The organism is Vibrio sp. ES.051 (assembly GCF_002563795.1).
In the GTDB taxonomy this organism is placed as follows: Bacteria; Pseudomonadota; Gammaproteobacteria; order Enterobacterales; family Vibrionaceae; genus Vibrio.
Genome location: NZ_PDJL01000003.1, coordinates 639,745 through 652,665, shown reverse-complemented (window position 1 = coordinate 652,665; position 12,921 = coordinate 639,745). Strand labels below are relative to the sequence as shown.

11 protein-coding genes and 1 tRNA gene are annotated in these 12,921 nt (G+C 43.2%); 8 read left to right on the top strand and 4 right to left on the bottom strand.

Annotated features, from left to right (window positions below; translation table 11 throughout):
* Positions 1-8: 8 nt before the first annotated feature.
* The 4 genes from viaA (at position 9) to dld (ending at position 5,030) form a co-directional block, all read left to right on the top strand.
* On the top strand, positions 9-1,463 hold the full coding sequence (gene viaA / locus ATG66_RS03650) for an ATPase RavA stimulator ViaA (RefSeq protein WP_098414004.1): 1,455 nt from the start codon (positions 9-11) through the stop codon (positions 1,461-1,463).
* A 207-nt stretch (positions 1,464-1,670) separates the two neighbouring features.
* Positions 1,671-1,744: transfer RNA gene (locus ATG66_RS03645), tRNA-Cys, on the top strand.
* Between the two features lie 291 nt (positions 1,745-2,035).
* Positions 2,036-2,938 (top strand): LysR substrate-binding domain-containing protein, encoded by a 903-nt coding sequence (locus ATG66_RS03640; RefSeq protein WP_098414003.1) that lies wholly within the window; start codon positions 2,036-2,038, stop codon positions 2,936-2,938.
* A gap of 385 nt (positions 2,939-3,323) precedes the next feature.
* Complete coding sequence (dld, locus tag ATG66_RS03635; RefSeq protein ID WP_098414002.1) at positions 3,324-5,030, top strand: D-lactate dehydrogenase; 1,707 nt, start codon at positions 3,324-3,326, stop codon at positions 5,028-5,030.
* A 143-nt stretch (positions 5,031-5,173) separates the two neighbouring features.
* Here dld and ATG66_RS03630 read toward each other — a convergent pair whose 3' ends face one another.
* The 4 genes from ATG66_RS03630 to ATG66_RS03615 form a co-directional block, all read right to left on the bottom strand.
* Entirely contained in the window at positions 5,174-5,482 is a 309-nt protein-coding gene (locus tag ATG66_RS03630; protein ID WP_098414001.1) for an AzlD family protein, read from the bottom strand.
* Positions 5,479-6,210 (bottom strand): AzlC family ABC transporter permease, encoded by a 732-nt coding sequence (locus ATG66_RS03625; RefSeq protein ID WP_098414000.1) that lies wholly within the window; start codon positions 6,208-6,210, stop codon positions 5,479-5,481. The genes ATG66_RS03630 and ATG66_RS03625 overlap by 4 nt, the downstream gene beginning before the upstream one ends.
* Positions 6,211-6,449: 239 nt before the next feature.
* Positions 6,450-7,679, bottom strand: coding sequence for an alanine racemase (gene alr / locus ATG66_RS03620; protein ID WP_098413999.1), 1,230 nt, complete (start codon positions 7,677-7,679; stop codon positions 6,450-6,452).
* A gap of 108 nt (positions 7,680-7,787) precedes the next feature.
* A complete protein-coding gene (locus ATG66_RS03615; RefSeq protein WP_098413998.1) occupies positions 7,788-9,419 on the bottom strand; it encodes a methyl-accepting chemotaxis protein in 1,632 nt (543 codons plus the stop codon).
* 919 nt (positions 9,420-10,338) lie between these two features.
* Between ATG66_RS03615 and ATG66_RS03610 the strand changes: the two genes are divergently transcribed.
* The 4 genes from ATG66_RS03610 to ATG66_RS03595 all read left to right on the top strand — a co-directional run bounded on the left by ATG66_RS03610 (position 10,339) and on the right by ATG66_RS03595 (position 12,918).
* Positions 10,339-10,848, top strand: a complete 510-nt coding sequence (locus ATG66_RS03610; RefSeq protein ID WP_257145712.1) for a hypothetical protein — start codon at positions 10,339-10,341, stop codon at positions 10,846-10,848.
* 81 nt (positions 10,849-10,929) lie between these two features.
* A complete protein-coding gene (locus tag ATG66_RS03605) occupies positions 10,930-11,427 on the top strand; it encodes a hypothetical protein (protein ID WP_098413997.1) in 498 nt (165 codons plus the stop codon).
* A 76-nt stretch (positions 11,428-11,503) separates the two neighbouring features.
* Complete coding sequence (locus ATG66_RS03600) at positions 11,504-12,214, top strand: molecular chaperone (RefSeq protein ID WP_373560818.1); 711 nt, start codon at positions 11,504-11,506, stop codon at positions 12,212-12,214.
* 8 nt (positions 12,215-12,222) lie between these two features.
* Positions 12,223-12,918 carry a fimbria/pilus periplasmic chaperone gene (locus ATG66_RS03595; protein ID WP_098414510.1) on the top strand — a complete coding sequence of 232 codons (696 nt, stop codon included), beginning with the start codon at positions 12,223-12,225 and terminating at the stop codon, positions 12,916-12,918.
* Positions 12,919-12,921: the final 3 nt, after the last annotated feature.

Sequence of the window (12,921 nt, the reverse complement as noted above, 5' to 3'; positions counted from 1 at the left end):
GGGACGACATGTTAGGTGCAGACGGATTCAATTTGGCATTGATGGTCGCTGACTCAGGCATCATCGACAGTGCTGTCAATGACTTGATGGCTCGTTCACAAGTGATGATGATGGCAGACAATCACGGCGTGAAATCGTCGGTGAAAAGCCATTTGTTAAAATGGCAGGGCAGCGTGAAGAAGCGCATCACCAAAGTGTGTGATACAGAGCGTTTTCAACAAGAGTTAGCCTTGTATCAAGAGGTCATTCACTGGGATGAAGACGAGTTTTTTGAACACATTGAGGAGGTACTCAAAAAACTTGAATGGCATTCAGCGTTTTACATGCAAGCTCGTGGGTTGATGGATAAAAACAAAGGGGTGGATAACCCGATGTTCCCGCATTACTTCTGCGATCAATGGTATAAAAGTTTAGCGAATGCGATTAAACAAGCGCAAATCAACGAACTGGAAGCTAACAAAGAGAAAGTGCTCAATGATTTGTACCAGCGTATGGAAACCATGCGTAATATGGATAAAGTCACAGAGTCGGGCGACGCTGAAAGTGTCGGGCGCTTGTGGGATATGGCTTCTGCGAGGCTAAGTAAAACAGACCTCACGGTGATGAAGCATCATGCAGAGTTTTTGAAAAAACACCAAGGCTTACAAGAAATCGCCGAGCAACTTGGTCGCATGGCAGGGCAAGTTAACGACCCAGATCTAAACCGAGCTCCTACCGAAGAGCTGAAAATGGTTGAGGAGAAGAGTGACGAAGCGACAGACGACATTGTCGGCATTCATGAAAGTGACGATTTAAACAAGTTGCTTCCTAACGAAACCATGTTTTTGGCGTACCCTGAACTGGAAGTTGTGTTTTATAAACACTTAGTCGACAAACGTTTGATGAATTATCGCATGCAAGGAAAATCGCGAACTTTGCGCAAAGTCAAAGCGCACCGACCTGATAACAAAGCGGTGGACATTGAGAAAGGCCCATTTATTGTCTGTGTTGACGCTTCCGGATCTATGAGCGGGTTTCCTGAACAATGCGCCAAAGCAATGGCTTACGCTCTGATGCAAATTGCGTTAGCCGAGCAGCGTGATTGTTACGTGATTATCTTTTCCACAGAGCACATTACTTATGAGTTAACCAAGCAAGATGGACTGCGTGAAGCGGCAGACTTTTTAACCTATAGCTTTCATGGTGGCACCGATTTAGAGCCGACATTGATCAAGTCCATTGACTTAATGAACGGCGATAAATACAAGAATGCGGACATGGTGGTGATTTCAGACTTCATTGCGCCAAAACAACAAGATGAGTTGCTCGCGAAAGTTGAGGCGCTAAAAGCAAAGAAGAACCGTTTCCATGCTATTAGCTTGTCCAAATACGGAAACCCCGCATTAATGTCGATGTTTGATCATTCTTGGTCATACCACCCCAACGTTGTGGGACGACTGCTAAAACGTGTTAGTAACCAATAACGTTCACTCAAAACATATTCAGCTACTGAGCACCGAAGCCAGATTTTTATTGTGTTGTTTTAAGCCAATCAGATCGAACTTTCGTCTAATTGGCTTAAAACAAATCAAACAAACGGGGAGTAAAACCTTTTTGTTTGACTATCTTTTCTTAATCCGTAAAGTAGCAATCAACGCAGCGAGGTAGGCCTCGTAAAGCGTTGATAGAATGGCGCCTTGGCAGAGTGGCTATGCAGCGGATTGCAAATCCGTGGACCTCGGTTCGACTCCGGGAGGCGCCTCCATATTATACAGATATTGCTAATGGCGGTATCTTGATGCTTTAAGCGTCCACATGAAACCAGCGAAAGCTGGTTTTTTTGTATCTATATTAATCAAACAGTTGTGTTTGCAAACCACGTCACTCGCAAACTCAGTATCTTGAGATTATTTTGGAACAGAACTTCACAAGCTAGAATAAACCGTGATTTACTGCGACTAAAAAGTCCATACAATTGAATAAGTGTGATGATACTTTCTGTACTCTTATCGTTACTTGCCTACAATAACGCTTCCAAAGGATTTGACGCAGAAGCATGAGAAATACCGACGACTACATCATCTTTTATCATCTGGTTGAGCAAGGTTCATTTAGCGCGGCTGCGAAACAAATGACTCTGACGAAATCGGTTGTCAGCAAACGTATCGCCAAACTAGAACAAGATCTCGGGGTCCAGCTTCTCTACCGTACGACACGCACGTTAACTTTAACAGAAGCGGGTCAATCGTTTTTCAGCCATGCCAAGTCTGTGTATCACGCCGTTGCAACCGCAGAAGAATCTATCGTGGGATTAGGTAAAAACCTATCCGGAAGCATTAAAATTTCTGTCCCTACTATTTCTGGTGAATTGATTCTTCCTAGCGTGATCAATGAATTTAATCAAAAGTATCCCGATATTAATATTGATATGGATCTTGATAATCGGTTTGTCGACATTGTGAATGAACGGTTTGATCTCGCTATTCGAACGGGGGTTCTACCAGATTCTAGCCTAATTGCGAGAAAACTGGTGGACGCCAACTGGGTTGTCTGCGCCTCACCTCAATACCTTGCTAAACATGGTATTCCTAAGCAACCCCAAGCTTTAGAGACACACAATTGTCTCGTCTATTCCTATCAAGAGACGGGAGCTCGTGAGTGGGCGTTTAAAGAGGGTGGTAACGTGTATCAAATGACGGTAGACGGTAACCTTTGTACCAATAATTCCTCCGTACTAAGAAATGTCGCGCTCTTAGGGCAAGGGATCATTTACGTCCCACGCGTACTGGTTTATGACGATCTGAACAAAGGTCACCTAATTCAATTATTTAAAGATGAAACGGCGAAGTGTCTCGGTATTTATGCGGTATACCCTTACACTCGGCAACAGCCAGAAAAAATAAAAATGTTCATTGAGCATCTGTATATGAGTTTCCAAAGTCAAAATCATCGATTTTAATCTAACAACACCACATTAATGGTTACTTTGGTGTTGTGGTTATGTTTCCAACGAACATTTCAAATAGTTCATTCAATTTAACGACTTAACTACTATCAGCCCTACAGCCAGTGATCTTGATAACTCGAGCTTGCACACAACTGTTAATAAATGGTTTTGCTATTGTTTCTTTGAGGAAACGGTCTGTTTCTTTCGTTAAAATTGCCACATACAAAAGATAACTAACAGAAAATAAAAGAATTATTATGCTTGTTTGTTGGTGGTGAATATTTGTACGTTTGACTTAGATAGACGCAAAGAAACGGACTGCTTATAGTGACTCAAACGCAAATTACCGTTGCGATAGCGGATCGATGAGCGAAATAAAATAACCAGAGATATGGATATGAAACAAAAGCAGCTGATTAAAGCATTTAAAACGATCGTTGGGGATGAAAACGTTCTAACTGATCAGGTTAAAACCAAATACTACCGATCGGGTTTCCGTTCAGGCAGCGGTACAGCGCTTGCGGTCGTATTCCCTAATACTCTGCTAGAGCAGTGGAAGCTGATTAAACAGTGCGTCGAAGCAAATTGCATCATTATTATGCAGGCTGCCAAGACGGGTTTAACCGAAGGCTCAGCGCCAAGTGGTAACGATTATGATCGTGATGTGGTTGTGATCAATATTACGAAAATCAAGAAAATTCACCTGTTAGAGGGTGGTAAGCAAGTGGTTTGCTTGCCTGGTGCAAGCCTACATTCATTGGAAAAAGAGTTGAAGGCAGTGAATAGAGCGCCGCATTCCATCATTGGTTCTTCATCGTTAGGCGCGACCGTAGTCGGTGGTATCGCCAATAACTCCGGCGGTGCATTAGTGAAACGAGGCCCTGCGTATACCGAGCTCGCGATGTATGCACAGGTCGATAAACAAGGCAATCTTCATCTTGTTAATCATCTTGGTATTGAAGGGTTAGGAGAGACACCAGAAGAAATCCTGCAGAATTTACAAGAAGGCAATTTTGACCCTGCTCAGATCAGTCACGATGAGCGAATGGCGTCAGACAAAGAATACGATGAGCGTGTGCGAGACGTCACCTCTGATATTCCGTCACGTTTTAATGCCGATGAGCGTCGACTGTTTGAGGCAAGTGGCTGCGCAGGTAAATTAGGTGTGTTTGCCGTTCGTGTTGATAGTTATCCAGTACCAGAAAAAGAACAGGTTTTTTATCTTGGCACGAATGACCCTGCCAAGCTGACTCAGCTAAGAAAAGATTTCTTATCTACGTTCGGTAACTTGCCAGAGATGGGAGAGTACCTGCATCGCGATATTTTTAATATGGCAGAAAAATATGGCAAAGATGTATTCTTATCCATCGACTTACTCGGTACAGACAAGTTGCCTAAAATGTTTGCGCTAAAAGCCAAAGTAGAGAACTTGTTAGAACGCTTGCCACTCGTAAGTAAATATCTCCCAGATACGATTCTCTACTACGCAAGTAAACTATTTCCACAGCATCTTCCTGAGCGAATGCTAGCGTTTCGAGATAAGTACGAACACCACTTGGTTTTGAAAATGAGTGATGGTGGTATTGCCGAAGCTCAAAAATACCTGAAAGAAGTCTGGGCAATCGAAGAAGACAGCGATTTCTTCGAATGTACGCCGGACGAGGGTAAAAAAGCCTATTTGCACCGCTTTGCCGCTGCAGGAGCTGCAATTCGTTACGAAACGATTCATCGCAAAGACGTTGAAGATATCGTTGCACTGGATATCGCACTGCGCCGTAATGATGAAGAGTGGTTAGAGACCTTGCCAGAAGAAGTGAATAAGAACCTTGTTCAGGCGCTTTATTATGGTCACTTTATGTGCTTTGTGTTCCATCAGGACTACATATTCAAAAAAGGAACCGACACCAAATTGATGAAAAAGCTGATGCTAGAACACCTCAACAGCCGAGGTGCAAAATACCCAGCAGAGCACAATGTTGGCCACTTATACGATGCGGAAAACTCGCTCCAGAAGTTCTACCATGAGCTAGATCCAACCAATACCTTCAACCCTGGTATCGGTAAAATGGACAAATACAAACGCAACTGTAACTGTTGTGTATAGTCATCGACTTCAAGTATTGAGACTCGTTGAGCAATAAACCAAGTGCCTTCAAGATGCTTGGGTATAAAGCAAAAGCCCTAATGACGTCAGTAGCATGTCATCAGGGCTTAATTATTTTGACTGGGTTACTTAAGAAAGGGCAACTAAATGGCTCGCACTGCAGCGGCGGCGATGATCCCTGCGGCAATGGCTGGTAAGGGCTTTTTGACAATGAGCATCACAACAGCTGTGGTAAATAGAGCCGCTCTAGCTCCAGCATCGCCTTCTACCGCAAGTGGAGCCAATAGGGCGACTAATACCGAGCCTGACATCGCGGTAATAAAACGTTGAACGCGTTGACTAATGGGAATAAATGACATCACATACACGCCACCCCAGCGTGTCATCAGAGTCACAAGCGCCATTGCAATGATAATCAGCAGCGTGCCACCTACACTTGTTTCGATGTTCATGCTTTCTTCTCCTTCCAACACGCGCCCAAAACCCCACCTGTAATAGCGCCAACCACGACGTGGCTATTTTCTGGTAAATACCAATATGCAAGCATTGAGGAGGCCGCGGCAGTGACCCAAATAGCAAAGATACGTAAGTTTTTAGGACCAACGACTACCATGGAGAGTAAAAAACACCCCATGACCATATCCAGTCCAAGGCTTACTGGATCTTTGATGGCATTACCAAAGTAAATACCGATCCAAGTGCCGATAATCCAAAACGACCACATGGCAATGCCACCGCCAACCAGCAAACCAAACCCAGGTTCTTTCCTCCCGAAGGCATTAAGAGCCATTGCCCAGTTCGCGTCCGATGCGACCAGCATCATGCTATATCGTTGAGTTGGTGGTAGCTGTCGCAACCAAGGGTAGAGGGTTGCGCCCATGAGTAGGTGTCTCGCATTGATGGCAAAGACCGTGATAAGCACAGGAATCAGCGGCACTTCCGCTCCCCACATATCTAACGTGGCAAACTGTGAAGCACCCGCGAAAACCAGTGTGCTCATTAGCATGGTAGGAAAAGCATCAAGCCCGGTTTGTACGGCAGCGACGCCAAATGCGAGGCCAAATATCACCACAAAAAAAGAAAGAGGCAAAAGTTGGGTGAATCCATTCCAGACGTCGAGACGAGTAAACTTGTGTAATTCAGTCGAAGAAGGTTGAAGGTGTTGAGTTTTTTCTGTCATAGAGGTACCTAGCCAGCAGGCAAAAGGGCAGAGCCATAGAAGAATTTTGTTATTCTTTTGTAAACTGCATATTTAACATCAATTGCGAGGGCTTTCAAACACAACGAGAAAGATAAAATGAGCCATAGTGACAAAGAAAACGTTGAGGATTAACGTTTAATGAGCAACTTGGTCACGGAAATAACGAGAAAGCGAGCATGCACTCGCTTTCTCGTTCCGTCAGGCATACGCGAGAGGGGCTATTTTACATAGACGCGAGGGTTCGTCGTCCCCCAGACTGTGTATAGTTCTGGGAAGATAACCTCGGCATGTTTTTCCATTTCAGCTGCGGAGATAGTTTTACCTTGCTGCGCGCCAAATAACACCACTTCAGATCCAGGAGTAACATTTTTGATGTCTGATACATCTACCATGGTGGTGTTCATAGAGGCCACACCAGCGACTTTCGCACGTTGGCCATTGATGAGCACTTCCGCAGTATTCCCCATTTTTCTCGGATAACCGTCAGAGTAACCAACCGGAATGTTTGCCATCACGCTTTCTTTGCTTGTTCTGTAACTGCTGTCGTAACCGACAGTGCTATTTTCTGGCAGGTGGTGAAGTGATGCTACGCGCGTTTTGAAAGACATGATAGAAGGGTATTCAGGGTTAGTTGGCAGATCACCATATAAAACGCCACCTGGACGAACCATATCGAGCTGTGCTTCTGGTACATTGATCGCGGTATACGAATTAGCAACGTGCAACAGAATGTTTTCGCGTTTCAAGTCAGCTTCTTTCATCAGCCATGTAGAGCTGTCTTTGAATGAACTGAGTTTTTCGCGCACTTCATCTGCGTTATAGTTAGGGAAGTGAGTCATGATACCAACAATATTAACGCCCGCTTGTTGAGTGATATCTAAAGCTTCTTGCTTGCCTTCTTGAGTGGTCATATCAACGCCATTACGTCCCATACCACCATCGTTTAAAGCTAGGTGAACTTTGATTTCTTTATCAGCTTTCTCGGCTAGTTTAGACAGTGCTTTCGCTTGCTCAGCTGTACCAATAAGCTCTTCAATATTTAGGTCCATTGCCGCTTCGATTTCACCCAAGTCAGCCGAGCGTACACGCATAAGTTGGCCTTTAAAACCGCTGTCTCGGACTGTTCTTGCTTCGGCATTACTGGCAATCGCAACACAAGGGATTTGTTGTTCGATAATTGTTGGCATGAGCCCAGCGATGCCATTGCCGTATGCGTCTGCCTTCATCACGGCACAGATTTTAGTTGTTCCATCCATATGCGATTTAAATTGCTCAATATTATCGCGAAACTGGCCCAAGTTTATCTCTAGCCATGCGTTAGCGCTTTGAACTTGCTCAGCCTTTGCCGCTGCGTTAGTGATTTGGAGAGGGGCAGCAGTCGCTTGCATAGTGGGAGCAAAGATGGCAGTAGCGATGGTCAATGATAGTAAGGTTTTATTTAAGCGCATAAAGTCTCCGTACGCGTTTTTGTATTGATTATTTTATTGAGTACAGGGTGAGTGCCTGAGGAAATAAAACGCCCCAAGTGATGGTATGAAGCGTTTTTAATCAATGGATTAGCTTAGTTTGAAGCGGCTCATCACATCTTGAAGAGAAAGAGATAGCTGGCTTAATTCACGACAAGCTTGAGCGGTTTGCTCAGAACCCTGTGAGACTTCTTGAGAGGCCAAATGTATGTTTTCAATACTGCGGTTAAGCTCTTCCGCTACTGAGTCTTGTTGATTACAAGCAGTAGCGATTTGGCTGCCCATATCTGAGATATCAGACATAGAGTGTTCAATATCGCTCATCAGCTGTTTTGATTGAATACCTTGGTCTGCACATTCTGAGATGCTGCTTCTCGAAAGTTCAGTGGCAGATTTTGCGTCTTTCGCGAGAGATTGTAGCTGTTCAATGATCGAAGTGATTTCGCTGGTTGAATCTTGAGTACGACCAGCAAGTGTGCGCACTTCGTCAGCCACAACGGCAAAACCACGACCAGATTCACCAGCTCGCGCAGCCTCGATAGCGGCATTAAGTGCAAGCAAGTTAGTTTGATCGGCAATCTCACGGATAACATCGACGATAACATTGATCTTGTTAGATTGTTGCTCTAATTCAGCCACCGTATCACCCGCGTTACCGATGACAGTTGCCACCCCTCCAATCGCATCCACCATGCTTTGAGTTTCGCGCACACCGTGTTGTGTGCGGCGGTTAGCCTCGTTCGCTTGGTTGGCTGAATCTTCAGTGTTCCGCGCCACATCGGCTACGGCTGCTTTCATTTCTGTCATCGCAGTTGCGACGTGAGTGATTTGCAGCTGTTGGTCTTTCATGCCGGATGCTGAAATGTCAGAGACTTGGCTCATCTCTTCAACCGCACTACTTAGCTGGGTCACCGCTGCGATAACATTGTCGATCACTTGACGTAGGTCGTCTTGCATCTTAGTGGTGGCGTCGGCCAGTTCACCAAGCTCGTCATTACCGATTGCCTTACGATCAATATCATTCGATAAGTCACCGGTAGCAATCGCGTTTGCTTGTTCAACGACGAGTTTAAGCGGGCCACAAATCAGGCGAGTCAAGACGTAAGTCATTCCCACCATGATCAATAGAATTGTCACGTTGCTCGCGATCGATGAGTTGCTCAATCCGTTTATAGAAGAAAGGATATTGGTTCTGTTATTATCCATTGCACTTTTAAGCAGTTGGATCAGCTCGTCTAACTCAGAGTCAACGGCTTCGAAAGCAGGTAAAGAGTTAACTAAGATAGGGTGGGCCTTGCTTTTGTCATTGGCTATCATCGCTTCATTGTATTGGTCCATAGTAACCAAGTACTTTTTCCACTGACGCAGCAGGCGCTGGAAGGTTTGCTGTTCTTCACCCGGCCAAACCGTCTCACCATAAGCGTCTAGCTCTTTACTGATTTTTTCACGCTCACGAATATTGCTGGCGATTTTGTTTCTAATTTTGCCTGCATCTTCATAGGTGTAAGTGGCAAACTGGTCACGGCGCCATCGAGATAAGTCGTCTCTAATCGCATCGACTCTTTCCATTGCTGGGAGAGTATCATCAGTATAGTTTAATAGCTCAGTTTTGATGCTTTTGAGCTCTGTAGATAAAAACACGCCAAATGCAATGTTGACAATGGCAATGAGTATAAATGATAGCGATATCTTCTTCGCTATAGAAAGGTTCTTGATAGACATTATTGATATACCTTGTTTTTCTTATGTTGTGTCGTCAAAGCAAACCACGTCCGTATATGTGATACATGTCCCTAAATTACTGCAACAACTGTAAAGTATCACTAATTAACGATGTTTTCGATAATGAATTGAGCTTTAAATAAAAATAAATACGTCAATAACTTATAAAGGTACGACCAGATAAGAGGTAAAGATGTTGGTAACAAAAGCTTTCTATCGATACCAAACGTGTTACCAAGAGTAGGGAATCATCTTGCCTCGGAGTCATAACAAGGTGTTGATTCAGAGTATCTAGCCCTGAATATAATGGCAGTTCGGCATGATAAGTGGGTTAGTGGGTGTTTCTGCCTAATTGAGCGGAAATTGTACCGGCCGGAGTGTTTTTAAGCATTCAATTCAAAAGCAGTTGGTAGGTTGGTTCCCCCTACCTATGGTGTTTAAAGCAACATACTTCATGAATTTAGGTTTATGAATAATGCGTTATTGGAGTCGGGATATGTCATCAAGATAGGTTGAGTGAAGCCTGTCGGACCACCGATACAAGCAATACCTTCCTTTAGATGGTTTGATAATGTTGTACTGAGAGCAACTACTGAAACCGATGATAATGAAGGTGAGATTGAGCTAGTTATTTATAGTAATCCCCGAAATTTAATCAGACGCTAAGTTAGAAGTTACGTATTAGCAACATAGTAAATATCTAATTTTTATCCACCAGATGGATAATAAGTACCTATCTAGTTGAATATCTGATTATTACCTAAAATTTGCTCACGATGCCACACACTAAAATCATACTAAATCTACTACTCCTCATTAATAATCAACTTTTTTTACTACTTCACCATTTTGTGTAGATCTTATAGTCAGAGTAGATAAGCAACGAGTTCCATTCATTCAATAGAAGCGAGGTAAGCTAATGAATCGAACGCTTTGGACTCATTATAACTTCACGGCTATGCAGTTAATTTTTAGTCTGTCACTTTCATTAAGCGTCAGTGCTAATACGTTAACGATGGGAGTTACAGGTCAAATAAAAGATCGTTGTGAAATAAATTTTTTTTCTGGCAACGTGATGACGTTTTCCGAGCAACACAATGCGCAATCGTTGCCGTTTGATATCTATTGCAACCGTCCTTTAGGTATGTCCATCAACTCTAAATATGGTGGCCTAAAACACCAACAGCAGGGGGTTGATATTATTGAAAATTATAATTTGTCATTACAAGTAGATGAGCTTCGCCTTCACGAACATCGGCATAGTAGTCAACTCATCTCACCAGTAATGATAGACAGTTCTGGTGTTATTCCTTTTTCTCAACAAGGGAATCTCAGGGTAACGCTCGAAAATAACTTGCGTTTTGCGGGTTATTACCAAGACGTTATTGAAATTGAAGTCTATCCTTCAATTCATAGCGTGACAAAGTAGGATTTCTGCAAGGCACTTGCAGATTAACAAACATAAGCTCAGCCGTATTCGAGCCAATAATCTAAGATAAAGGAATTTCTTATGAAAAAGCTAACACTCTGTGCAGCAGCAGTCACCGCTATTTTTGGAACTCAAGTTCACGCCGCACCTGGTGATGTACAATTAGTTGGTTTTGTTTCTCCTGTATGTGAAGTTACAGGTCTTTCAACACAACTTATTGACTTTGGTAACGTATCTCAAATTCAAAACATTTCTGTTGGTGGACTTAGCATGAAATGTAATGACGTTGATGGTGCAACTGTGACATTAACAAGTGCAGAGGGCGGTCTAGAGTCCGATGATAATGAAGACTTCGCTCTTAAATACGACGCAACGTTTAACCCTTCAGGATTACCTTCATTTACACTTAATGCACCTGGTGGCCCTGGTCTGAATGATGTTTCAGTCAGTAATGCTTATGGTGGTTCCGGATCATTGGCTACTGGTGTAGCTGCAACCATTGATATCGCAACTACAGAGACCTCTCCATGGGCAGGTGGCTATTCAGATACTTTGACAGTAAATATTACCTCTAATTAGAGGTTTATAAGTAGGAGACTTATTTAGTCTCCTACTTTAATCTTAATTAACCGTATTTAATTTGGAGCTCACAATTATGTTTCGATGGATCGTTGTTTGTTTATTGTCATTTACTTGTGTGTTCGCACATGCTTTCAAAGTAGAGCCAATGTCTGCGGAAATGACGCCTCTCGGAAAACGAGCTCAAATGACGATGCGGGTCGAAAACACATCTCCCGAACAACTAACCGTTGAGTTATATCCATTGTTTATGACAATGAATGAATACGGTAAAGAAACGATTACGTCTGCTGAAGATGAGTTATTAGTAATCCCAGTTACCGCAATTATTGAGCCTGGTCGGTCACAATCAATAATGGTTCGGTATTTAGGCGATCCATCAATCACTGAATCTAAGGCGTATCGTATCGCTGTAAAACAAGTAAAAGTCCAACGAGCGAGCAGCGATCAAGGGCAGGTAAGTCTTTTGCTTCAGTTTAATACGCTTATCAACGTGCGTCCTCAAAACACAGCAGCTAAGTTAGAGGTGAAAAGTATCAAACAAAACGACAAAAATAATAAGTGGCTCCTTGAAGTGATGAATAGCGGTAATAGTTATGGTCGGTTAACCAACACTACTTGGAAAGTTTCCGATGGTACACAGTCAGCTTACTTACAAGGAGTAGAAATAGCTAAACGTATCCCTGGAACGTTAGTGCTTCCGCATTCCACCCGTTTTTTTGAAATGCAGCCACTTGAAGATTTCAATGTGAATACCCTGTCGATTGAAATAGAACAGGATAAGTAATGCGTGCGATGAAACGTTATATTTTTGGGGGGCTCGTTTGTTGCGTTCTTTGTGCAAAAACGTTTGGGGTGACACTGTCCCCAACAGTTATTGAACTTAATACTGACCACAGGACAACATCGCAACTGGTTGTTACTAACAACTCAACACAAACGCTCCCTCTTGAAGCCAACGTTCGCCGTTTGGAGTTCCGATCAAATGGCACTTTTAAAACATCGGACTTACCGAATGAAGAAATACTGGTGTTTCCACCTGCTGCGATGTTGGCTCCCGGTGAGCGGCAAGTATTCCGTATACAATGGTTAAGTGAAAGTTCACTCGAAGCGTCTCAGAGTTACTTCATTCGATTTAGTGCAGCAAACGTCAACCAAAACAACGAAAAAACCGAGAAGTCTCTTGGTTTATCTACTTTATCTACAGGTATTAACTTACAAATTCATTATAATGCTCTTTTACACGTTCATTCATCTTCGCTCAAGCCAGATGTGACACTGCACATAGGTGAACAGGGCAACCTGACGCTCACAAATTCAGGGACGCGATTTACCTATACATCGTTACTTCATTTTTCGGGGCTTGAATCTCTCAGCCCAAAAATACATGAAGCTTTAGGTGAGCAATTTATTCCACCACGTTCTACTATTATTTTATATTCCTCTCTAAATCATTTACCAGTGGGCACCTACCATGGGCATGAAAACTGACTT